This window comes from Clostridium sp. AF34-10BH (assembly GCF_003478095.1).
GTDB classification, from domain to species: Bacteria; Bacillota; Clostridia; order Lachnospirales; family Lachnospiraceae; genus Acetatifactor; species Acetatifactor acetigignens.
In genome coordinates, this window is record NZ_QUEC01000034.1 from 1 (window position 1) to 22,424 (window position 22,424).

Genomic DNA, 22,424 nt, shown 5'->3' on the forward strand with positions numbered 1-22,424 from the left:
ATGCTCCGGGAGTTCGTTGATTTTGCCAATGTATTTAACTAACTTTCCATTTAAATAGAAAAGAGGGACCGGTATGAGGGATGCAATACCTGTGAACAGAATAAAAGGCGTGGGAGAAAAGACGGCGGCTCTGTTCGGCAAGATCAATGTCTATACCGTAGACGATCTGATCCGCCATTATCCCAGGGATTATGAGACTTACGATGCTCCGGTATCCATCCGGGAGGTGTCTGCCGGCAGTGTGCAGGCCATCTATGGGCAGATCACGGCCATTCCCAATGTGAAGAAGGTCCGGAATCTGTCGATCCTGAACGCTGTGCTGACGGATGACAACGGAGATTCCATTCAGCTAACTTTTTTCAATATGCCATTTTTAAAAAAGGTGTTAAAACCCGGCGGATTCTATCTGTTCCGTGGTCTGGTACAGCAGAGGGGCACTCATAAGATCATGGAACAGCCCAGAATGTTTACCTGGGAGGAATATCAGAAAAAATCAGGTCGGCTTCTGCCCAGATATGCCCTGACCAAAGGACTGACCAACCAGATGGTGCAGAAGTCCGTAGCCCAGGCACTGGAATATTATCCCCCGGAAAAAGAATATCTGCCGCAGTCCGTATTGCAAAAAATACCCATGCTTTCCCACAGGGAAGCTGTCAATTCACTGCACTTCCCGGAAAACCGGGAGGAACTGCTGGCAGCAAGGAACCGTATCGTATTCGAAGAATTCTTTTCTTTTTTACTGGTTCTTCGGAAAAATAAAGATCTGGCGGCGAAGACGGAGAATCATTTTCCCATGTATGAGACCGCGGATACCGTAAGATTTCTGGAGCAGCTGCCGTTTCCACTGACAAAAGCCCAGAAAAAGGTCTGGGGAGAACTCAGAGAGGATATGGGAAGTCCTTATGCCATGAACCGCCTGATTCAGGGAGATGTAGGCTCCGGTAAGACGATCCTGGCAGTGCTGGCACTTCTCATGTGTGCGGCTAATGGTTATCAGGGAGCAATGATGGCCCCTACTGAAGTTCTGGCAGTCCAGCATTTTGAGACCATTTCAGGCTATGTAAAAAAATACGGAATTGCTTTCCACCCGGTGCTTCTGACAGGCTCTATGACGGCGAAGGAGAAGCGGGAGGCTTATGCGAAAATTGCTTCCGGAGAAGCTAATCTGATCATTGGAACCCATGCCCTGATCCAGGAAAAGGTGGAATATTCTTCCCTGGCGCTGGTGGTAACGGACGAGCAGCACCGTTTCGGAGTAAGACAGCGGGAGACACTGGCCGCCAAAGGAAAAGAACCCCATGTACTGGTCATGAGTGCCACCCCCATTCCCCGGACGCTGGCCATCATTTTATACGGCGATCTGAAAGTTTCTGTCGTGGATGAGCTTCCTGCAAATCGTCTGCCGATCAAGAACTGCGTCGTAGGAACTTCCTATCGTCCCAAGGCCTATGAATTCATTGCCAGAGAGGTGGCTGCCGGCAGACAGGCTTATGTCATCTGTCCCATGGTAGAGGAAGGGGAAGCGGAAGACCTGGAGAATGTAGTAGATTATACGGAGAAACTCCGGGCAGCTTTGCCACCTTCCGTTCAAGTAGCTTACCTCCATGGAAAAATGCGCCCAGCAGACAAAAACCGTATCATGGAAGAATTTGCTGATAAGAAGATCGATGTCTTAGTCTCTACCACAGTCATTGAAGTCGGCATCAATGTTCCCAATGCCACGGTAATGATGGTGGAGAACGCAGAGCGCTTCGGTCTGGCACAGCTGCACCAGCTGCGGGGACGTGTAGGACGTGGAGAATTCCAGAGCTATTGTATTTTCATCAGTACTTCCGAGGCCAAAGAGACCATGGAACGTCTGCAGATCCTGAACCATTCCAACGACGGTTTCCATATCGCCTCCGAGGATCTGAAACTGAGAGGCCCCGGTGATATCTTCGGAATCCGGCAGAGCGGTGAATTTTCTTTTGTACTGGGAGATATCTATACGGATGCATCACTGTTAAAGGAGGCTTCTGAAGCCGTAGATACGCTGTTATGCTCAGATCCGGAACTGAGCAGCGAAGACACGCTGCCGTTGCGGCAATATTTTGAGGAACATCGCTCGGCAAATATGGTTGACTTTCGGACCATCTGACAGTAAAATTACTTTTAGGTTCAAAGTTTCAAACTGCGAATCGGGTAATTTCTGCAAAATAATGCAAAGGGAAGGTTTAGATACCAAATGGCAAAAATAGCAATTGTAACAGACAGTAACAGCGGTATTACGCAGGCGGAGGGGAAAAAAATTGGAATTTATGTACTTCCCATGCCTTTTATGATTGATGAAGTCACTTATTATGAAGATATTGACCTGACACAGGAGCAGTTCTATGAAAAGCTGAAATCCGGTGCCAATATTGCCACCAGCCAGCCGTCTCCTGACAGTGTCACCAGTCTGTGGGACAAGCTTTTGCAGGAATATGACGAGATTGTACACATTCCCATGAGCAGCGGTCTGTCCGGTTCCTGTCAGAGTGCCATGGCCTTTGCGGCAGATTATGATGGCAGAGTTCAGGTCGTGAACAACCAGAGAATCTCCGTAACCCAGCGTCAGTCTGCACTGGATGCCCTGCAGCTTGCGGCGGCCGATAAAGACGCGGCCCAGATCAAAGAATTCCTGGAAAATGATAAATTCAACAGCAGTATCTATATTATGCTGGACACCTTGTATTATCTGAAAAAAGGCGGACGGATCACTCCGGCGGCCGCAGCCATCGGTACCATGCTTCGCCTGAAACCGGTGCTGACCATTCAGGGTGAAAAGCTGGATGCCTTTGCAAAGGCAAGAACCACCTCACAGGGCAAAACCATGATGATCAATGCTATTAAAAAGGACATCAACGAGCGTTTTGGCGGCATGACGGAGGACAAGCATATCTGGCTGCAGATTGCCTATACCCACGACAGGGCCGCAGCAGAGCAGTTCCGCACTGAAGTAGAGGCGGAATTCCCCGGCTATGATATTCATATCGATCCTCTGTCCTTAAGCGTTGCCTGCCACATCGGACCCGGTGCCCTGGCACTGGCTTGCTGTAAGAAGATCACTGTGTAATTTAAGAATTTCCTAACAGATAATTTTGACCACCAGTTCAGAATCAGGGAACTGGTGGTTTTTTATTTCTGGCAGGGTGCTATGCTATCCCTTGTATTTTTTTCTTTTCCAAACACAAAATCTATGCTATACTAAAGACAATCATGTGTTGATAAGGAGTTCCATTTCATGGCAAAAGACAATAATTATGATGCCTCAAGTATTACCGTCCTGGAAGGCTTAGAAGCGGTAAGAAAGAGACCCGGAATGTATATCGGCAGTGTCTCCACCAAGGGCCTGAATCACTTAATCTATGAGATTGTAGATAACTCTGTGGACGAGCATCTGGCAGGATACTGTGATACGATAAAAGTAACATTAGAAGCGGATGGCTCCGCCACGGTAGAAGACAACGGACGTGGTATTCCCGTGGGAATGCACGAAAAAGGAATCAGTGCGGAGCGCCTGGTATTCACGACTCTTCATGCCGGCGGTAAATTCGATAATTCCGCCTACAAGACCAGCGGTGGTCTGCACGGCGTAGGTTCCTCTGTGGTAAATGCCCTTTCCACAAAGTTGACTGTAAGAGTCAAGAGTGGTGGCTGCATCTATGAGGACCGTTATGAAAGAGGTATCCCCGTGATGGATCTGGTGGACGGTCTGCTTCCCGTAGTGGGCAAGACCAGAGAGACCGGTACGACTATCAACTTTCTGCCGGATGACACCATCTTTGACAAGACCCGTTTCAAGGAAGATGAAGTAAAGAGTCGTCTGCATGAGACCGCTTATCTGAATCCGAAGCTTACGATCATTTTTGAAGATAAGAGAAAAGAAGAACCGGAGAAGGTTACCTACCATGAACCGGAAGGCATCATTGGCTTCATAAAAGACATGAACCGTTCCAAAGAGACCGTCCATGATGTCATTTTCTTTTCCGGTGAGAGCGAAGGCATCTCCGTGGAAGTGGCCTTCCAGTATGTGAATGAATTCCACGAGAATGTACTGGGCTTCTGTAATAACATTTACAACTCTGAAGGCGGTACCCACCTTACTGGCTTTAAGACCCAGTTCACCAATGTGATCAATACCTATGCCAGAGAGCTGAACATTTTAAAGGAAAAGGATGCGAACTTTACCGGTGCCGATGTCCGGAACGGAATGACGGCAGTGGTATCCATCAAGCACCCGGATCCCCGTTTCGAAGGCCAGACCAAGACGAAACTGGACAACCAGGATGCCGCCAAGGCCGTGGCCAAGGTGACCGGCGAAGAGATCGTCCGGTTCTTCGACCGCAATCTGGAGACTTTGAAGAGCATTATCGGCTGTGCGGAAAAGGCAGCCAAGATCCGTAAGACAGAGGAAAAAGCCAAGACCAATATGCTGACCAAGCAGAAGTTCTCCTTTGATTCCAACGGAAAACTTGCAAACTGCGAGTCCAGAGATCCCTCCAAGTGTGAGATCTTCATCGTAGAGGGTGACTCTGCGGGCGGCAGTGCCAAGACTGCCAGAAACCGTATGTATCAGGCCATCCTTCCGATCCGCGGTAAAATCCTGAACGTAGAGAAAGCCAGCATTGACAAAGTACTGGCCAACGCCGAAATCAAGACCATGATCAACGCTTTCGGCTGCGGATTTTCCGAGGGCTATGGCAACGATTTCGATATTAGTAAGCTGCGCTATGACAAGATCATTATCATGGCGGATGCCGATGTGGATGGCGCACATATTTCCACGTTGCTGCTGACCTTATTCTATCGTTTCATGCCGGATCTGATCTTCGAAGGCCACGTATACATAGCAATGCCTCCCTTATATAAGGCCATGCCCTCCAAGGGAGAAGAAAAATATCTGTATGATGATAAGGCACTGGAAAAATACCGCAAGACCCACAAGGGTCCCTTTACCTTACAGCGATACAAGGGTCTGGGTGAGATGGATGCCGAACAGCTGTGGGAGACCACACTGGATCCGGAACGCAGATTGTTGAAATTAGTAGAGATCGAGGATGCCCGCATGGCTTCCGAGATGACCGAGCTTCTCATGGGAACAGATGTACCGCCCAGAAAAGCCTTTATTTATGATCACGCTACAGATGCGGAATTAGACATCTAGTATCGTAAGATCCTGAAATGTAATGTCAGAAAGGCGAGGACCAGAAATGGACGACAGCAGAATCATAAAAACAGAATACTCCGAGGAGATGCAGAAATCGTTCATCGACTATGCCATGAGCGTTATTATCGCCAGAGCTTTGCCAGATGTCAGAGACGGTCTGAAACCGGTACAGCGCAGAACTCTCTACGATATGCACGAACTGGGGATCCGTTACGACCGCCCCTACCGTAAAAGTGCCCGTATCGTAGGTGATACCATGGGTAAATATCACCCCCACGGCGACAGTTCCATCTATGAGGCACTGGTAGTCATGAGCCAGGATTTCAAAAAGGGCATGCCCCTGATCGACGGCCATGGTAACTTCGGCAACATTGAAGGAGATGGTGCCGCAGCCATGCGTTATACCGAGGCAAGACTTCAGAAGGTGACGCAGGAAGCTTTTTTGGCAGATCTGGACAAGGATGTGGTAGACTTTGTTCCGAACTTCGATGAGACGGAAAAAGAGCCATCCGTACTGCCGGTAAAGATTCCGAACCTGTTGGTTAATGGTTCCGAAGGGATCGCCGTAGGCATGGCCACCAGCATTCCCCCTCATAATCTCGGGGAAGTCATTGATGCCGTAAAGGCTTATATGCTCAATAATGAGATCACAACAAAAGAACTGATGCGTTACCTGAAGGGGCCGGATTTTCCCACCGGCGGCATCGTTATCAATAAGGATGAACTGGAAGACATCTATGAGACCGGAACCGGCAAGATCAAGCTGCGGGGCAAAGTGGAATTCCAGAAGGGAAAAGCTGGGAAGACCAATGTAGTGATCACCGAGATCCCCTATACCATGATCGGTGCCAATATTGCAAAGTTTTTATCCGACGTGGCCGCTCTTTCCGAGACGAAGAAGACACAGGATATTGTGGATATTTCCAACCAATCTTCCAAGGAAGGCATCCGTATCGTCATCGAACTTCGTAAGGATGCCGATCCCGAGAACTTTGTAAATATGCTCTATAAAAAGACTCGTCTGGAGGATACCTTCGGTGTCAATATGCTGGCTATCGCAAACGGCAGACCAGAGACTATGGGCTTAAAGCAGATCATCAAGGCCAATGTAGATTTCCAGTTTGAAGTGGCTACCAGAAAATATACCAATCTATTGGCCAAAGAGCAGGAGCGCAAGGAGATTCAGGAAGGTCTGATCAAGGCCTGCAATGTGATCGATCTGGTCATTGAAATTTTACGCGGATCCAAGGATCGTGCCATGGCAAAAGCCTGTCTCGTAGAGGGTAAGGTCGATGGCATCAAGTTCAAGTCCAAGGAATCCAGGATCATGGCAGCCCAGCTGATGTTCACCGAGAAACAGGCCAATGCCATCTTAGAGATGCGTCTGTATAAGTTGATCGGTCTGGAACTGGAAGCACTGATCAACGAACACGAAGAGACCATGGCAAACATCTATCGCTATGAGGATATTCTGGACCGCAGAGATTCCATGGCCCAGGTCATCATGAATGAACTGGACGGATTCAAGAAGGAATACAGCCATCCCCGCAAAACTGTCATCGAGAACGGACAGGAAGCGGTCTACAAGGAAAAAGAACTGGAAGAGATGGATGTGGTATTTCTCATGGATCGATTCGGCTATGCCAAGACTGTGGATGTCTCCACCTACGAGCGGAATAAAGAAGCTGCAGATGCAGAAAATAAATACGTCTTCACCTGTAAAAATACCGGAAGGATCTGCCTGTTCACCAGCACCGGACAGATGCATACCATCAAGGTGCTGGATCTGCCTTACGGCAAGTTCCGTGATAAGGGCACACCCATTGACAATGTAAGTAACTTCAGTCAGAAGAACGAGGAGATCATATACATCACCAGCCAGAAGGAGCTGAATCTGTGCCGGGTAATCTTCGCCACCGCCCAGTCCATGTTAAAAGTGGTAGACGGCGGGGAATTCGATGTGACCAAACGTACCGTTGCCGCTACGAAGCTGGCGGAGGGTGACTGCGTTGTAAACGTTGCTGCCCTGACTGACCAGCGGAACATCGTATTGCAGACCAGGGGAGGATTTTTCCTGCGCTTCTCCATCGATGAGATCCCCGAGAAAAAGAAAGGTGCCATCGGTGTCCGCGGTATGAAACTGGCTGACAAGGATGTAGTGGAAAACGTATATTATACCAAAAATGCCGTAGAGACCACCATTGAATATAAGGGCAAGGAGCTCATCCTGAATAATCTGAAACTCGGCAAACGTGACAGCAAGGGCACCAAAGTGAGAGTGTAACTTTTTAAACAGAATCATTCATACAACATTTATAGAGAAAACGGAGAGTAATCATATGAGAGTCATTGCGGGAACTGCAAGAAGTCTGCCCCTTAAGACTCCGGAAGGAATGGATACCAGACCCACCACCGACCGGATCAAGGAAACCCTTTTTAATATGCTGCAGACCTATATTCCGGACTGTGTGTTCGTGGATATTTTCAGCGGCAGTGGCGGCATCGGCATCGAAGCCTTAAGCCGCGGTGCCAGAAAAGCCTATTTTATCGAAAATGCCCCGAAAGCCCTGGCATGTATCGAGGACAATCTGGCATTTACGAAAATGAAAGACCGTGCTATAGTATTAAAACAGGATGCCTGCGCAGGACTGACGGGCATCTATGAAAAGCACGTGGATGTGATCTTCATGGATCCACCTTACGATCAGGAGCAGGAGCGCAGGGTCTTAGAGCAGCTGCGCTATGCCAAATATGTCTCCGAAGAGACTCTGATCCTGGTAGAAGCCTCTCTGCATACCGATTTCTCCTATGCGGAAGACTTAGGGTTTGAAGTGATCCGTGAGAAAAAATACAAAACCAACAAGCATGTGTTCCTTCGCAAGAAGTAACACTGAAAGGCATGATTTTTATGAAAAGAGCTGTTTACACCGGAAGCTTTGATCCCGTCACCAACGGACATATGGATATCATAAGACGGGCATCCGAAATATTTGATGTTCTGATCGTCAGCATTTTGAACAATAAAGAAAAGACACCGTTGTTTTCTGTAGAGGAACGTGTTAAGATACTAGAAGAAGCCACAAAAGATCTGCCTAATGTGCAGATTGACAGTTTCAGTGGGCTTTTAGTGGATTATGCCAGGGAAAAAGATCTGCATGTTATCGTAAGGGGCTTACGCGCCATTACGGATTTTGAATATGAACTGCAGATGGCACAGACCAACCGGATGTTGTCCCATGGCAAAATTGATACGGTATTTTTGACCACCAGTCTGGAATATGCCTACCTCAGTTCTTCCGCCATCAAGCAGATTGCAAGTTTTGACGGAGATATCACCCCTTGTGTTCCGGATTTTGTGGCGAAACTGATCTACGACAAATATCGCGTGAAAAAGCTTTCAGAGCATAGTGATGTGTAAATAAGGAGAGTTTCATGAGCAGCAGAATCGAACAGTTAATTGATGAAATAGAAGAATACATCGAGGGTTGCAAGCCGAAGTTCATGTCCAGTACCGAAATCATCGTGAATAAGGATGAGATTGATGAGTTACTGCGGGAACTGCGTATGAAGACCCCGGATGAGATCAAGCGCTACCAGAAGATCATCAGCAACAAGGAAGCCATCCTAAACGATGCCAAAGCCAAGGCAGAAGCATTGATCAACGAGGCTACCGTGCATACCAACGAGCTGATCAACGAGCATGAGATCATGCAGCAGGCTTACGCCCAGGCCAACGAGGTCGTTACCATGGCCAGTAAGCAGGCCCAGGAGATTCTGGACAATGCCACTATTGAGGCCAACAATGTCAAATCCGCTGCCATGCAGTACATGGATGATATGCTGGCACATCTGGAGAATATTATTTCTTCCTCCACACAGCAGGCCAGCGCCAATTACGATGCTCTGATCGGCAATCTGAACCAGTATCGTGACATCATCCAGTCCAACCGCAGTGAGCTGCACCCCGTAGATGAGGATCTTGATGACGTAGATACTGCTGCGGATGCCGAAGACAATCTGGACGTTATGTAAAGCATGTCCAAACAACGAGTACGAAAAACCAGTTTTCTGCTGAAAGCTGGTTTTTTAAAAATAAAGGAATACGATAAATGAAAGTATGGAAAAAGCAAAAAGGGCTGTTAGTCAGGACAATGATCTGTGCGGTCAGTCTTGCAGCAGCCTGTTTTTATGGAAATTCCCTGCCTGCACAGGCGGCTCCCAGAGCGCAGGAGACCGGAGAAAGGGTCGTCATTGTCATTGATCCCGGACACGGCGGTGATAACGAGGGAACGCTGGAAGGCCCTGCACAGGAGAAAAAAATGACCATGGTGACCGCGCTGGCCATGTACGAGGAACTGACAAAATACGATAATGTGGATGTCTATCTGACTCATACGGATGATGTGACCATGTCTCTGGCAGACCGGGCACAATTTGCTGCAGACCGGAATGCGGATTTCCTGTTCAGTATTCATTACAACGCTTCCATGGATCATGATCTGTTCGGATCCGAAGTCTGGATCTCTTCCGTACAGCCTTACAACGCTTACGGTTATCAGTTCGGCTGGGAACAGATGCAGCAGATGCAGGACATGGGACTGTTTCTACGAGGAGTCAAGACGAAACTTAAAGATAACGGTGATGACTATTACGGAATTATAAGAGAAAGTACCTCCAGATCCATTCCCTCCGCCATCATCGAGCATTGTCATGTGGATGAGAGCAGAGACACTCCTTACTGCCAGACAGAAGAGGACTGGAAGAAATTCGGCAGGGAGGATGCTTTGTCTGTTGCAAAATATTTCGGATTATCCAGTGCAAGTCTTGGTGTGGACTACAGTGGAGAGGCAGACGCTCTTCCGGAAGTCTCGCTGCAATCCATTCTGCCTGCCACTGTGCGGGACAAGACCGAACCGGATATCTGCCAGCTGACTTTGCAGAATGCAGACTATGAGACCGGAGAAGTCTCTCTGGAAGTGACGGCAGCCGACTATGACTGCCCCATGATGTATTACGATTATAGTACCGATGGAGGCAGGACTTATTCCGAACTGCTTCCCTGGCCGGGACTGGATATTATGGCCGGGACCTATCCCGATACCTTCACATTTTCCGTGACCTTCACAAAGGGGGAACAGCCGGTGGTCACCGTCCGCGGTTACAATCAGGCGGATCTGTTCACAGAGAGTGATCCTGTCACCTTTGCACAGCCTTTTATTGATCAGGAAAAAGCTGCCGAAGAGGCATTACAGGAAAGTCTTGCGGCACAGGAGGCAGCGAAAGCTTCCCGGGCTGCAGAGGAACAGATCACAGAAGCTGGCAGTTCCGTGATCACCATGGCCGATGCCGCCGGAAATACTCCGGTGCCTTCCGAAAAAAGTCCGGAAGTGAATTTCGGTGTTTTTCTGGTGATCTGTGGGATTCTGGTAGTGCTGTTGTTACTGGTCTTTTTGTTATACCAGATCCAACAGGGCAGACACAGAAAACGAAGACGGAAAAATCAAAGCAGAAAAGTATCCGGAGACAACAGAAACCATCCCAGATAATAAGCTGCAGTAAGCACTGTCAGTACCATTTTATGAAGGATGTAGGACTTGAGGGAAAGCCCGGTATTGCGGATACAGCTTCCGGTCTGGGCGATACAGCTTAAGCCGCCAAAGGGCAAAAGCAATAACGTATACAAAGGGAATCTGTCTCCCAGCAGCTTCAGGCCCCCACTGATCTCCAAAAGCGGTGCATACCGGAAACTGTCGGGAAGTAAAAGCCTTGGCAGAAGGTTCAGCAGATTGAAAAAGATCATGTAGCCTCCCAACTGTAAGATGCTTCTTCCGGCAGCGGTAATAGCATCATCCAGGGCATCCGGCAGGGACATGGCAGGAAGGCAGGCCGGATCGGTCTGTTCTAAAAGCTTCGCTGCGTTGTCTCTTCCGAAAGCTTGGTCTGTTTTCTCTGGAATCCGATTTCTGTATACGCTATAACGCAGGGAAATACCATATAGCAATGGAATGCCATACATACCAAATACATAGGGGAGCACCAGCTTCCTATGCAGTAGTGGCAGTACAAAACCCAGAAAATAGACCGGTCCCAGATTGTTGCAGAAGGCCAGCAGATATTGTCCTTCCTCCGAAGAAATTTCTTGTCTGTCCCGAAAATCCGAGGCAGTGCGGGCACCCATGGGAAAACCGCACAAAAAGCCCATCAGAATCACATAGATTCCCGGTGCTGACAGGCGATAGATTCTTCCGAACAAAGGTCTTACCGGACGGATCAGGCTGTCCGTCATGCCCATACGGATCAAAGTGCCGGACAGGATCATAAACGGCAGAAGCACCGGTACCATTTTTTCATACCAAAGATTCAGACCCAAGGCAGCATAGGCAAGGCTCAGGGAAGAATGAGTCAGAATACAGCCGGTCATTAGAACAAAGAAACAGATTCCGAATATTTTTTTCATGGCTGTCTGCCTTGAAAGGTTTGTATACTATATGCCAATGAAGAAAAATTAAGTCTAAGAAAGAGATCAAAGCCCATGCGGTTGGATAAATTTTTATGCGATAACAATATTGGCACCCGAAGTCAGGTGAAAGAGTACATCAAAAAAGGTCAGGTGACAGTAAACGACCAGATAATCAAAAAGCCGGAGACAAAAGTCAATGAAGAGACCGATACGGTGGTCTGTCAGGGACAGCCAATCCATTATAGGAAATATGTCTATTATATGTTAAATAAGCCAGAGGGGGTTGTCTCTGCCACCAACGATAATACAGCCCCAACCGTGGTAAGTCTCCTTACTGTCCCGGAACAAAAGGATCTGTTCCCGGTAGGGCGGCTGGACAAGGATACCACGGGATTGCTGCTCCTGACCAATGACGGTGCTCTGGCCCATGATCTGTTGTCACCGAAAAAACATGTGGATAAGACCTATCTGGTAAAGCCGGAAAAGCCGCTTTCCGCAGAAGATATCCATCGGTTGGAAAACGGGCTTGACATCGGTGATGAGAAACCGACAGCCCCGTCCAAAGCCAGACTCACAGAAAACGGTGATCTGTTATTGACCATTCATGAAGGCCGGTTTCATCAGGTAAAACGGATGTTGCAGGCGGTTGATAATCAGGTACTTACACTGGAGCGGGTAAGCTTCGGCCCCCTGTCCCTGGATCTTTCCCTGCAAAGAGGGGAATACCGGACATTGACGGAAGAAGAGATCGAAGTCTTGTCTGGCGCTGGAAAGAAATCATAAATAAAGGAGTTATTTTTCATGCAATTCAAAAGAATGTTTACCACTGATGCCTATAGAGGAACCCGCGGGTATCTCCGCACACAGAAAATTTATGAGATTTTAAGAACCGTGCTTTATTTTGCCATCTCTCTGTCTTTGTTTATCGCCGGATGGGTCAGCACCGGAAGCCGTGAGAATCTCCTGACCATCGTGGCGGTACTGGGATGTCTTCCGGCCTGCAAGAGTCTGGTAGAAATGTTCATGTTCCTGCGCTACCGGGGCTGTGACGAGCAGGTAGCTGCAAAAATCGCAGCACATACAGAAGGCCTTACCACTCTCTACGATATGGTATTTACTTCCTATGAGAAGAATTATGTTATCTATCATCTGACAGTCTGCGGTAATACAGTCTGTGGCTACACCACGGATCCGAAATTTGCGGAACAGGCTTTTTACAAGCACATTCAGGACATTCTGAAAAAAGACAATTACAGAGAAGTCTCTGTGAAAATATTTAACGATCTGGACAAGTATCTGACAAGATGTGATCAGTTAAAGGAGCTTTCCTCACAGCCGGAACTGTCTGCCGGGATCTGCCAGACCTTAAAGAGCGTATCTCTATAACTTACTTCTCAAAAGGAGGGTGTCCTATGCAGTTGCTTACCATTGGCAAAAATCAGGCGGGACAACGTCTGGACAAATTTTTAAAAAAAGCGTTACCTAATGCAGGCACCGGATTTTTATATAAGATGCTTCGCAAGAAAAATATTACGTTGAACGGGAAAAAGGCTGAAGGTAAAGAAATCCTTGCCCAGGGAGACGAGGTAAAATGCTTTTTCTCTGAGGAAACTTATGCCTCTCTGTCCGGTGCCGGGGCAGCGGAAGATACTTCCGATTACCGTAAGGCTTACCGTTCTTTAAAGGATATCAGCGTTCTTTATGAGGATGAAAATATCCTGTTGCTGAATAAACCTGCCGGAGTTCTGACCCAGAAAGCCAAACCGGAAGATCTTTCCCTGAACGAATGGCTGATTGGCCACCTGTTGGCTGCCAATGCCATAAAAGAAACCGATCTTGCCACCTTCCATCCATCGGTCTGCAACCGCCTCGACCGCAATACCAGCGGTATCGTATTGTGCGGAAAGACGCTGGCCGGTTCCCAGGCACTCAGCCGGATCATCAAGGATCGTTCCGTAAAGAAATATTATCAGACCGTCTGTAAGGGCAAGATTTTACAGGAAAGCACCCTGGAAGGCTATCTGTACAAGGACGAACGCACCAATACGGTACAGGTATTTCCAGATATGGCGGAGGCTCCGGAAGATGCTTCCTTTATAAAAACAATCTACACTCCCAGTGCGGTGGCTGGGGAATATACCCTGCTGACCGTAGAACTGGTCACCGGCAAAACCCACCAGATCCGCGCCCATCTGGCCAGCACCGGACATCCGTTACTTGGTGACACCAAGTACGGAGACAACAAATTAAATCGCAGGATGCAATCGGAATACTCTCTGCACCACCAGCTTCTGCATGCCGGAAGAGTGTGTTTCCCGGAAGAAGCGGAAGGACCTCTTGCAAAGGTGAGCGGTCAGACTTTCAACGCACCGCTTCCCCATAAATTTGCAGAGATCTTACAGGCTCTGAATCTGACACCGGATTCCGCCTGCTAGAAAGGAAAACTAAGAACAATGGCAACATGGAATACCAGAGGGCTTCGTGGATCTACTCTGGAGGATATGGTCAACCGCACCAATGAAAAATATGCCGAGGCCGGTCTGGCCCTGATTCAGAAGATCCCCACCCCCATTACCCCGGTCAAAATGGATAAGGAGAGCCGCCAGATCACCCTGGCCTTTTTCGAACAGAAGAGTACCGTAGACTATATCGGTGTCGTACAGGGCATTCCGGTCTGTTTTGATGCCAAGGAATGTGCGGTGGACACCTTTTCCCTGCAAAATATCCATCCCCATCAGGTGGAGTTCATGCATCAGTTCGAGAAACAGGGGGGTATCGCCTTTTTCCTGATATTTTACAGCCATAAGGATCTGTTATATTACCTTCCCTATGAAATGCTCCGCTTTTTCTGGGACAGGGCACAGGAGGGCGGCCGGAAAAGCTTCCGTTTCGAGGAACTGAACCCGGAATATATTATCCCGAAGCATCAGGGAATCCTGGTTCCCTATCTGGATATTCTGAAAAAGGATCTGGAAGACCGGGAGGAATAATAAATAATAATTTCTTGACAGCGGAGAGGTCTCCTAGTATACTACAAATAGTTTCGCGTGCTACTATGATAATATGGTATCACGTTAATATATTAAAGTGTATGAATTGAGGAACGCTTATGAACAACAGACTTTTACATACGCCGGAGGGTGTCCGGGACATTTACGGCAAAGAATATGCAAAGAAGCTGGCCGTAGAACAGAAACTGCAGCAGGCGATCCATTGTTTCGGTTACGAAGATATTCAGACCCCTTCCATTGAGTTTTTCGATGTTTTCTCCAAGGAGATCGGAACCACTCCCAGTAAGGAGCTGTATAAGTTCTTTGATAAAGAGGGTAATACGCTGGTGCTGCGGCCAGACTTTACGCCGTCCATCGCCCGCTGCGCAGCGAAGTATTTTATGGAGGAAAAGGTGCCGCTTCGTTTCAGTTACAACGGCAATACGTTTACAAACACTTCCAATCTGCAGGGTAAATTAAAAGAGGTGACCCAGATGGGTGCAGAACTCATCGGAGATCCTTCCGTAGAGGCGGATGCCGAAGTAATCAGTATGGTGATCGAAGCTCTGAAAAGCGCAGGACTGACCAGATTCCAGGTGACTATCGGTGAGGTGGATTATTTCCGCGGCCTCTGTGAGGAAGCCGGTCTGGATGAGGATACGGAAAAGGAACTTCGTTCCTGTATCTCCGGCAAGAACTTTTTCGCTGCCCAGGAATTACTGGAGCAGAAGCAGATCCCCGAGCCTTATCACAGCATTCTGTTAAAGCTGGCGGATATGTTCGAAAATATAGAGTCTCTGGAGGCTGCCAAGGCACTGGTTAAAAATGAAAGATCCTTACAGGCGATTGCAAGACTGGAAAAGTTAAAAGAACGCTTAGAGCAGTACGGTGTGGCGGAATACATTTCCTTTGATCTCGGAATGCTCAGCAAATATCAGTATTATACCGGCGTTGTCTTCAAGGCTTACACCTACGGTATCGGTGATGCCGTGGTAAAGGGTGGCCGTTACGACAATCTGCTTCGGAAATTCGGCAAGAATGCCGCAGCTATCGGTTTCGTCATCGTCATTGACGACCTGTTGGAAGCATTATCCCGCCAGAAAGTGAATATCGATATTCCCGCTTCCGGCAAAACCGTGTATTACCGGGCAGGAGACGAGGCAGATTATCTGGCGAAGCTTTCCGAAGTCATAACCCTGAGGAAAGAAGGGATTCCCACCGTGCTTTCCCCCGAGATCACAGAGAACGAGGAGGCAGATCAGTAATGAGTGAAGAAAGATATCTTACGTTTGCTCTGGGAAAGGGCAGACTTGCCAAAAAGACACTGGAGCTTTTCGAACAGATCGGCATTACCTGTGAAGAAATGAAGGATAAAGATACCAGAAAGCTGATCTTCGTCAATGAAGAATACAAATTACGCTTTTTCCTGGCAAAGGGTCCCGACGTTCCCACCTATGTAGAGTATGGTGCTGCTGATATCGGCGTGGTCGGCAAGGACACCATTCTGGAAGAAAACCGGAATGTCTACGAAGTGCTGGACCTTGGCTTCGGCAAATGCCGGATGTGTGTCTGCGGTCCTGCTTCCGCCAGAGAGTTGTTGAAACACCATGAGCGGATCCGGGTAGCCAGCAAATACCCCAATATCGCCCGAGAGTATTTCTATAATAAAAAGCATCAGACCGTAGATATCATCAAATTAAACGGTTCTGTAGAATTAGGGCCGCTGGTAGAGCTGTCTGACGTCATCGTGGATATCGTTGAGACCGGTTCCACCTTAAGGGAAAACGGGCTGGAGGTTCTGGAAGAGGTATGTCCTCTGTCCGCCCGTATGATCGTCAATCCGGTGAGTATGCAGATGGAAGCCGACCGTATCCGCAAGCTGGTGGGTGCGATCCGGGAGCAGTTAAAAATACAGGCCTGACCGAGACGATAAGCATCGTCATAAAAAGTATTTAAAGGAGAGTACCGTCATGAGAATCGTAGCATTGGATAAAGAATCAAAGCAGAGTATTTTGAACGACCTTTTAAAGAGAAGTCCGAACAATTATTCCCAGTATGAGAGCACTGTAAACCAGATCATCGAAAAAGTCCGTGCCGAGGGTGACAAGGCATTGTTCGATTATACCTTACAGTTTGATAAGTTCGCTTTAAGCGCAGAGAATATCCGTGTCACAAAGGAAGAGATCGCCGAAGCCTATGCACAGATGGATGAGAATCTGATCGATGTGATCAGACAGTCTGCGGAAAACATCCGCGCTTTTCACCAGAAGCAGCTTCGTAACAGCTGGTTCGATGCCAAGCCCGACGGTACGATCTTAGGCATGAAGATCACCGCCATCGAAAGAGCCGGTGTCTATGTCCCCGGCGGTAAAGCCGCTTACCCTTCCAGCGTACTGATGAATGTGATCCCCGCCAAGGTAGCCGGTGTGGATGAGATCATTATGACCACCCCTCCCGGAAAAGACGGTAAGGTCAATCCCGGAACTCTGGTAGCCGCTGATATTGCAGGCGTGGATACCATCTATAAGGTCGGCGGTGCCCAGGCTATCGCAGCCATGGCTTTCGGAACCCAGTCGGTACCTAAGGTCGACAAGATCACCGGTCCCGGTAACATTTTCGTAGCTCTTGCCAAAAAAGCTGTTTATGGCTATGTCAGCATTGATTCCATTGCGGGTCCCAGCGAGATCCTGGTACTGGCAGATGAGACCGCTACCCCCAGATACGTTGCAGCAGATCTGCTGTCTCAGGCAGAGCATGACGAACTGGCAAGTGCCATTCTGATTACCACTTCGAAGGAACTGGCGGAGAAAGTCTCAGAGGAAGTGGACGGCTTCGTAAAAGTACTGGAGCGTGCTCCCATTATCCAGAAGTCTCTGGACAATTACGGCTACATTCTGTTAGCCGACAACATGGAAGATGCTATTGATGCCGCCAACGCCATTGCTTCCGAGCATCTGGAGATCATTACAAAGAATCCTTTTGATACCATGACCCGTATCCGCAATGCCGGTGCGATTTTCCTGGGAGAGTATGCTTCCGAACCCTTGGGTGATTATTTTGCAGGTCCGAACCACATTCTGCCCACCAACGGTACCGCACGGTTCTTCTCCCCGGTAAACGTGGACGACTTCATCAAGAAGACCAGTATTATCTCTTATTCCAGGCAGGCACTGGAAAAGGTGCACAACCAGATCGAGACCTTCGCCAAGAGTGAAGGCTTGACCGCACATGCAAACAGTATTAAAGTTAGATTTGAAGATTAATCATTTCCTCTGGGAAGGGAGTCATCGGATATTATGGAACGAATTGCAACTGTAACCCGTACAACGAAAGAGACCGATATTGCCATCACCTTAAATCTGGACGGCACCGGAAAAGCGGATCTGTCTACCGGCATCGGATTTTTTGACCATATGCTGGACGGCTTTGCGAGGCACGGCTTTTTTGACCTGGAATGCAAGGTGAAGGGCGATCTGCAGGTGGACGGTCACCACACGGTGGAGGATACCGGCATTGTCTTCGGTGAAGCTATCAAAAAAGCGATAGGAGACAAGAAGGGCATCAATCGTTACGGCTATTTTATTCTGCCTATGGATGAGGTACTTGCTTTGTGCGCCGTTGACTTAAGCGGCCGGCCTTATCTTAATTTTGAATGTGAATTTACTGTACCGAAGGTAGGTGAACTGGATACGGAGCTGGTAAAGGAATTTTTCTATGCCGTATCCTACAGTGCCGGAATGAACTTACATATCAAAATGTTGTCTCCGGGCAATAATCACCATATGATCGAAGCCATGTTCAAGGCATTTGCCAAGGCGCTGGATCAGGCCGTTTCCTATAATCCGAAGGTAACGGATGTTTTAAGTACCAAAGGAAGTCTGTAAAAAATACGTGCCTGCAGCATAGGCTTTGCAGGTATAGAAAGACGTGAGGATTACTATGATCATCAAGAAATTTGTTCCCTGTATTTATTTATATCATGAGCATGCGGTGCGGAATCTTACGGATACCACCATCGTGGATACGGATCCCGTCCGTCTGGCAGATTATTACTGTGAGCACAATGCGGATGAGCTGATCGTCTTCGATATGTCCGAAGGTGACGCGGAGCATGATGCCGCACTGGATATCATCAAGGAGATCTGTACCAGGGCGGAAGTGGATGTCATCGGTGCCGGCAATGTCAAGCGTATGGAGGACATTAAGAAATTACTTTATGCCGGATGTAAAAAAGCAGTTCTCGACTATGAGAAAGAGAGTAATATTGAGATTACCGAAGAGGTCTCTCTGAAATTCGGTAAGGACAAGATTCTGATCTCTTACAACGACCCGGCCGTTCTGGAATTACATAAGGAGAAGATTGAGAAATATATCTCTGCCATGATCCTGATGAACCCTCATCAGATCCGGGAGACTCAGGCCATTCTTTCCCTTCCGTTTTTCGTGCAGATCAATCAGGTGGCATTGAATAAATTGCTGGAGATTTTTGCTTATGAGAATGTCTGTGGTGTCACCGGCAATACGATAAATGACAATGTGAAAGAGATCGTAGCCCTGAAGGATCTGTGCCGGGAGAACGATATTCCCATTGAATCCTTCCAGGCTGCCTACAAGTGGGAAGATTTCAAAAAGAACAGTGACGGCATGGTACCCGTTATCGTACAGGATTACCGGACACAGGAAGTTCTGATGATGGCTTATATGAATGAGGAAGCCTATGAGCAGACCCTGAAGTTGGGCAAGATGACCTACTACAGCAGAAGCCGTCAGGAATTATGGCTGAAAGGTCTGACCAGCGGTCATTACCAGTATGTGAAGGAACTGGTGGCGGACTGTGATATGGATACAATCCTTGCGAAGGTATCTCAAGTGGGCGCTGCATGCCATACCGGAAGCAGAAGCTGCTTCTTCAATGAGATCACGAAAAAGGATTATGAGGAAAGCAACAATCCCTTACAGGTATTCGAGGAAGTCTTCGATGTGATCAAGGACCGCAAGGTCCACCCCAAGGAGGGTTCCTATACCAATTACCTGTTCGACAAGGGCATTGACAAGATTCTCAAGAAACTGGGCGAGGAGGCAACTGAGATTGTGATCGCCGCCAAAAATCCCAACCCAAATGAGGTCAAATATGAGATCAGTGATTTCCTGTATCATATGATGGTGCTGATGGCGGAAAAGGATGTCACCTGGGAAGAGATCACTACAGAGCTTGCGAACCGTTAACTGCAGTTTCCACCCAGGTCTCCAGATAAGTGCCGTAATCTACATCGGTGACATAATGCAGCACCTGATCCATGGAGATCCCGGCAAAGCATTTGCCTTTTTGATCCAGCAATATGATCGTCAATAATAATACTCCGGCCAGAGCAAGGCGGATTTTGAACGTACCGGTATCGGAAGATGCGGCAGGTTCCGAATCGTTTTGCTCTGGCCGTATTTCTGCCTGTCTGCGCATCTGCTGTAAGAGTTCTTCCTTATGTCTGTGATCATGTTTTTCCATGCTCTTTTACATTCCTTTCTGGTATCTGCAATCTTCGCAGTTCATATTTATGTGCCTTTTGGTACTGGCAGAACTTAAGTTTATAAGGTATAATGATAACTATTCAGAGCCATGTAAGCACTTCATAAGCAAAAAGGTAACTCTGAAAGAGTTTTTTGCGAATAAAGTTCTGAATAGTTTTAGTAATTTAGGAGAAATTATGGCTGAACAAAACGGAAAAGAATTAGCATCCAGAATACAAAACAATATTCAAAAAGTCCTGGTCGGAAAAGAGGAAGTGACAGAACTTCTTCTGACGGCCCTAATCGCTGACGGACATGTACTATTAGAGGATGTCCCCGGCACTGGCAAAACGAAGCTGGCCAAGGCACTGGCAAAATCTTTAAATGCCCGGTTTTCCCGGGTGCAGTTTACCCCGGATCTGTTGCCCGGTGACATTACCGGCATCAATGTCTATGACAGACAGAAGAATGAATTCACCCTGCGAAAGGGGCCGGTATTTACCAATATTTTACTGGCAGACGAATTGAACCGTGCCACCCCCAGAACCCAGGCAGGACTGTTGGAATGTATGGAAGAGCGTCAGGTAACCATCGAGGGTGTCTCTTATACACCGGGCGAACCCTTCTTTGTCATTGCCACAGAGAATCCCATCGAAAGTGCCGGCGTATTTCCTCTGCCGGAAGCGCAGTTAGACCGTTTCCTTATAAAACTGTCCATGAACCTTCCCACCAAAGAAGAGGAACTGAGGATTCTGGAATTGTACATGGAGGAAGATCCCCTGAAAAGCCTGACTGCCGTGGTCTCTCTGGAGGAACTTCTGGCTGCCCGGGCAGAGGCTGCGAAGATTTTTGTTCATCCCTGCATCCGGGAATATATGGTACAGATTGCAGAAGCCACCAGACGGGCAGACGGTATTCTGGCAGGCGTCAGTCCCAGAGGAACCCTTGGGCTTTTACGCTGTGTCAAGGCCTATGCTTATCTGCAGGGACGTTCCTATGTGATCCCGGATGACGTTCGTACCCTGGCTGTTCCGGTGCTGGCCCACAGACTGGTATGCAGCTTCGGTTCCGATACCGGCTCCGCAGCAGGCAGAATGGAAAACATCCTTTCCACTGTTCCTGTTCCCACAGAAAGGTTTGAGCCATGATACAACTGCTGGGAATCATTGTCTTTGCCCTGCTTCTGTATCTGGGGCAGAAATATGTATACGCCAAAATATGGCAGCGTGATCTGAAGGTTTCCCTTTCTTTCCGGGAGGATGGCATCTGGGAAGGACAGGAGAGCGAGCTGTCGGAGATCATTGAGAATCGCAAACGGCTGCCCCTTACCATGTTGAAGGTCAAATTCCAGACTGACAGACATCTGGTGTTTGCCGATACCAAAGGCTCCCGGACCACGGATCGCTATTACCGCAATGATATTTTCCAGATCGGACGTCTGGAGAAGGTCACCAGAGCGCTGCACTTTACCGGCGGAAGAAGAGGTTATTACACCATACAGGAGGCGGATCTTGTCGCATCCGATCTGTTCCTGACAGCACAGTATACGGCTACGACACCCATCGAACACTGCAGTCTCTATGTGTACCCGAAGCCCTTTTCCCATCCGGATTTTAAACGGTCTTTAAAACAGTTAAACGGAGAAGTTCTGACAAAACGACATCTTTTGGAAGACCCTTTCGAATACCGGGGCATTCGGGATTACCAACCACAGGATGACTTAAAAAGCATCAACTGGAAAGCCACGGCCCGTACCGGGGATCTGAAGGTAAACCAGAAAAATTATACCTCCCAGAAATCCGTTCGGATTTTTGTGAACTTAGAGGACACCGGTATTCTGAAAAAAGAGGACTGCGTGGAAGCCTGCCTGCAGATTGCCACGGCACTGTTATTGCTGTTTCTGGAACAGGGGATGCAGGTTGCCCTGTATTGCAACGGTATTGACACAATCAGTGGAGACCCCTGTATTCTGGAAGCCGGCGGCGGAGTCAGACAGCGGAATGTCTGTCTGCAGACGCTTGCAAGAATCGATACGGCTAAACCGGTACAGTCTTTTTCCGAGCTGTTTGCCGCCCGTATGTCCGATGCGTCCAATGCGCTCTATACCTGCTTTGTATCACCCAATGCCTATGAAGACTTTGCAGCATTACTTCTGCAATATCAGGAAAAACACCCGGATATGAAATGGTTTTATCCTTATTCCGAAAGTACACCTCCTGATCCCGGGGAAGCGTTAAAGTCTTTGATCACTTTTATCTCCCTACGGGAAGAAAGCGTCTGA

At 48.1% G+C, this 22,424-nt stretch carries 21 protein-coding genes; 19 read left to right on the top strand and 2 right to left on the bottom strand.

Going from position 1 to position 22,424, the window contains the following annotated elements; genetic code table 11:
- The first annotated feature begins 91 nt into the window (after positions 1-91).
- From recG to DWZ61_RS17100, 8 genes are all read left to right on the top strand, one after another.
- Positions 92-2,137, top strand: a complete 2,046-nt coding sequence (gene recG, locus DWZ61_RS17065) for an ATP-dependent DNA helicase RecG (RefSeq protein WP_347475463.1) — start codon at positions 92-94, stop codon at positions 2,135-2,137.
- Between the two features lie 87 nt (positions 2,138-2,224).
- On the top strand, positions 2,225-3,094 hold the full coding sequence (locus DWZ61_RS17070) for a DegV family protein (RefSeq protein ID WP_118505225.1): 870 nt from the start codon (positions 2,225-2,227) through the stop codon (positions 3,092-3,094).
- Between the two features lie 168 nt (positions 3,095-3,262).
- Positions 3,263-5,185, top strand: coding sequence for a DNA gyrase subunit B (locus tag DWZ61_RS17075; protein WP_118505221.1), 1,923 nt, complete (start codon positions 3,263-3,265; stop codon positions 5,183-5,185).
- 46 nt (positions 5,186-5,231) lie between these two features.
- On the top strand, positions 5,232-7,472 hold the full coding sequence (locus DWZ61_RS17080; protein ID WP_118539844.1) for a DNA topoisomerase (ATP-hydrolyzing): 2,241 nt from the start codon (positions 5,232-5,234) through the stop codon (positions 7,470-7,472).
- A 31-nt stretch (positions 7,473-7,503) separates the two neighbouring features.
- Positions 7,504-8,076: a 16S rRNA (guanine(966)-N(2))-methyltransferase RsmD gene (rsmD, locus tag DWZ61_RS17085; protein ID WP_279220516.1), complete on the top strand. Its 573-nt coding sequence runs from the start codon at positions 7,504-7,506 to the stop codon at positions 8,074-8,076.
- A 20-nt stretch (positions 8,077-8,096) separates the two neighbouring features.
- The gene (coaD, locus tag DWZ61_RS17090) at positions 8,097-8,606 is read left to right on the top strand and encodes a pantetheine-phosphate adenylyltransferase (protein ID WP_118539856.1); all 510 of its coding nucleotides are present in this window, start codon (positions 8,097-8,099) and stop codon (positions 8,604-8,606) included.
- A gap of 14 nt (positions 8,607-8,620) precedes the next feature.
- Positions 8,621-9,220 (top strand): hypothetical protein, encoded by a 600-nt coding sequence (locus DWZ61_RS17095; RefSeq protein WP_022313509.1) that lies wholly within the window; start codon positions 8,621-8,623, stop codon positions 9,218-9,220.
- Between the two features lie 77 nt (positions 9,221-9,297).
- A complete protein-coding gene (locus DWZ61_RS17100; protein WP_118539845.1) occupies positions 9,298-10,734 on the top strand; it encodes an N-acetylmuramoyl-L-alanine amidase in 1,437 nt (478 codons plus the stop codon).
- Here DWZ61_RS17100 and DWZ61_RS17105 read toward each other — a convergent pair.
- Positions 10,689-11,645, bottom strand: coding sequence for a hypothetical protein (locus DWZ61_RS17105; RefSeq protein WP_118539846.1), 957 nt, complete (start codon positions 11,643-11,645; stop codon positions 10,689-10,691). The two genes, DWZ61_RS17100 and DWZ61_RS17105, sit on opposite strands and share 46 nt — an antisense overlap.
- Before the next feature lie 75 nt (positions 11,646-11,720).
- Here DWZ61_RS17105 and DWZ61_RS17110 point away from each other — a divergent pair, with 75 nt between their 5' ends.
- The 9 genes from DWZ61_RS17110 to hisIE all read left to right on the top strand — a co-directional run bounded on the left by DWZ61_RS17110 (position 11,721) and on the right by hisIE (position 19,864).
- Complete coding sequence (locus tag DWZ61_RS17110; RefSeq protein ID WP_118539847.1) at positions 11,721-12,431, top strand: pseudouridine synthase; 711 nt, start codon at positions 11,721-11,723, stop codon at positions 12,429-12,431.
- 18 nt (positions 12,432-12,449) lie between these two features.
- The gene (locus DWZ61_RS17115; protein ID WP_117465691.1) at positions 12,450-13,034 is read left to right on the top strand and encodes a hypothetical protein; all 585 of its coding nucleotides are present in this window, start codon (positions 12,450-12,452) and stop codon (positions 13,032-13,034) included.
- 26 nt (positions 13,035-13,060) lie between these two features.
- Entirely contained in the window at positions 13,061-14,083 is a 1,023-nt protein-coding gene (locus DWZ61_RS17120; protein ID WP_118539848.1) for an RluA family pseudouridine synthase, read from the top strand.
- 18 nt (positions 14,084-14,101) lie between these two features.
- Positions 14,102-14,638: a Holliday junction resolvase RecU gene (locus tag DWZ61_RS17125; protein ID WP_022313515.1), complete on the top strand. Its 537-nt coding sequence runs from the start codon at positions 14,102-14,104 to the stop codon at positions 14,636-14,638.
- Positions 14,639-14,757: 119 nt separating this feature from the next.
- A complete protein-coding gene (gene hisZ, locus DWZ61_RS17130) occupies positions 14,758-15,903 on the top strand; it encodes an ATP phosphoribosyltransferase regulatory subunit (RefSeq protein ID WP_022313516.1) in 1,146 nt (381 codons plus the stop codon).
- A complete protein-coding gene (hisG, locus tag DWZ61_RS17135; protein WP_118505207.1) occupies positions 15,903-16,559 on the top strand; it encodes an ATP phosphoribosyltransferase in 657 nt (218 codons plus the stop codon). Before hisZ ends, hisG begins: the two co-directional genes overlap by 1 nt.
- 49 nt (positions 16,560-16,608) lie before the next feature.
- Entirely contained in the window at positions 16,609-17,901 is a 1,293-nt protein-coding gene (hisD, locus tag DWZ61_RS17140) for a histidinol dehydrogenase (RefSeq protein ID WP_118505205.1), read from the top strand.
- Between the two features lie 33 nt (positions 17,902-17,934).
- Positions 17,935-18,522, top strand: a complete 588-nt coding sequence (hisB, locus tag DWZ61_RS17145; RefSeq protein WP_118505203.1) for an imidazoleglycerol-phosphate dehydratase HisB — start codon at positions 17,935-17,937, stop codon at positions 18,520-18,522.
- A 55-nt stretch (positions 18,523-18,577) separates the two neighbouring features.
- Positions 18,578-19,864: a bifunctional phosphoribosyl-AMP cyclohydrolase/phosphoribosyl-ATP diphosphatase HisIE gene (gene hisIE, locus DWZ61_RS17150; protein ID WP_118539849.1), complete on the top strand. Its 1,287-nt coding sequence runs from the start codon at positions 18,578-18,580 to the stop codon at positions 19,862-19,864.
- On the opposite strand, the gene DWZ61_RS17155 is transcribed toward hisIE, so the two are convergent.
- Positions 19,842-20,141: a hypothetical protein gene (locus DWZ61_RS17155; protein ID WP_117465686.1), complete on the bottom strand. Its 300-nt coding sequence runs from the start codon at positions 20,139-20,141 to the stop codon at positions 19,842-19,844. The genes hisIE and DWZ61_RS17155 overlap by 23 nt on opposite strands.
- A 199-nt stretch (positions 20,142-20,340) precedes the next feature.
- Between DWZ61_RS17155 and DWZ61_RS17160 the strand changes: the two genes are divergently transcribed.
- Both DWZ61_RS17160 and DWZ61_RS17165 read left to right on the top strand, forming a co-directional pair.
- Positions 20,341-21,291 (top strand): MoxR family ATPase, encoded by a 951-nt coding sequence (locus DWZ61_RS17160; RefSeq protein WP_118539850.1) that lies wholly within the window; start codon positions 20,341-20,343, stop codon positions 21,289-21,291.
- Positions 21,288-22,424 (top strand): DUF58 domain-containing protein, encoded by a 1,137-nt coding sequence (locus DWZ61_RS17165; RefSeq protein ID WP_022313523.1) that lies wholly within the window; start codon positions 21,288-21,290, stop codon positions 22,422-22,424. Before DWZ61_RS17160 ends, DWZ61_RS17165 begins: the two co-directional genes overlap by 4 nt.

What these genes read in the sequence shown, in the direction of transcription:
- DWZ61_RS17070 (WP_118505225.1), top strand. Translation starts at nt 2,225, where the DNA reads ATGGCAAAAATAGCAATTGTAACAGACAGTAACAGCGGTATTACGCAG.
- DWZ61_RS17075 (WP_118505221.1), top strand. Translation starts at nt 3,263, where the DNA reads ATGGCAAAAGACAATAATTATGATGCCTCAAGTATTACCGTCCTGGAA.
- DWZ61_RS17080 (WP_118539844.1), top strand. Translation starts at nt 5,232, where the DNA reads ATGGACGACAGCAGAATCATAAAAACAGAATACTCCGAGGAGATGCAG.
- coaD (WP_118539856.1), top strand. Translation starts at nt 8,097, where the DNA reads ATGAAAAGAGCTGTTTACACCGGAAGCTTTGATCCCGTCACCAACGGA.
- DWZ61_RS17095 (WP_022313509.1), top strand. Translation starts at nt 8,621, where the DNA reads ATGAGCAGCAGAATCGAACAGTTAATTGATGAAATAGAAGAATACATC.
- DWZ61_RS17100 (WP_118539845.1), top strand. Translation starts at nt 9,298, where the DNA reads ATGAAAGTATGGAAAAAGCAAAAAGGGCTGTTAGTCAGGACAATGATC.
- DWZ61_RS17105 (WP_118539846.1), bottom strand. Translation starts at nt 11,645, where the DNA reads ATGAAAAAAATATTCGGAATCTGTTTCTTTGTTCTAATGACCGGCTGT.
- DWZ61_RS17110 (WP_118539847.1), top strand. Translation starts at nt 11,721, where the DNA reads ATGCGGTTGGATAAATTTTTATGCGATAACAATATTGGCACCCGAAGT.
- DWZ61_RS17115 (WP_117465691.1), top strand. Translation starts at nt 12,450, where the DNA reads ATGCAATTCAAAAGAATGTTTACCACTGATGCCTATAGAGGAACCCGC.
- DWZ61_RS17120 (WP_118539848.1), top strand. Translation starts at nt 13,061, where the DNA reads ATGCAGTTGCTTACCATTGGCAAAAATCAGGCGGGACAACGTCTGGAC.
- DWZ61_RS17125 (WP_022313515.1), top strand. Translation starts at nt 14,102, where the DNA reads ATGGCAACATGGAATACCAGAGGGCTTCGTGGATCTACTCTGGAGGAT.
- hisZ (WP_022313516.1), top strand. Translation starts at nt 14,758, where the DNA reads ATGAACAACAGACTTTTACATACGCCGGAGGGTGTCCGGGACATTTAC.
- hisG (WP_118505207.1), top strand. Translation starts at nt 15,903, where the DNA reads ATGAGTGAAGAAAGATATCTTACGTTTGCTCTGGGAAAGGGCAGACTT.
- hisD (WP_118505205.1), top strand. Translation starts at nt 16,609, where the DNA reads ATGAGAATCGTAGCATTGGATAAAGAATCAAAGCAGAGTATTTTGAAC.
- hisB (WP_118505203.1), top strand. Translation starts at nt 17,935, where the DNA reads ATGGAACGAATTGCAACTGTAACCCGTACAACGAAAGAGACCGATATT.
- hisIE (WP_118539849.1), top strand. Translation starts at nt 18,578, where the DNA reads ATGATCATCAAGAAATTTGTTCCCTGTATTTATTTATATCATGAGCAT.
- DWZ61_RS17155 (WP_117465686.1), bottom strand. Translation starts at nt 20,141, where the DNA reads ATGGAAAAACATGATCACAGACATAAGGAAGAACTCTTACAGCAGATG.
- DWZ61_RS17160 (WP_118539850.1), top strand. Translation starts at nt 20,341, where the DNA reads ATGGCTGAACAAAACGGAAAAGAATTAGCATCCAGAATACAAAACAAT.
- DWZ61_RS17165 (WP_022313523.1), top strand. Translation starts at nt 21,288, where the DNA reads ATGATACAACTGCTGGGAATCATTGTCTTTGCCCTGCTTCTGTATCTG.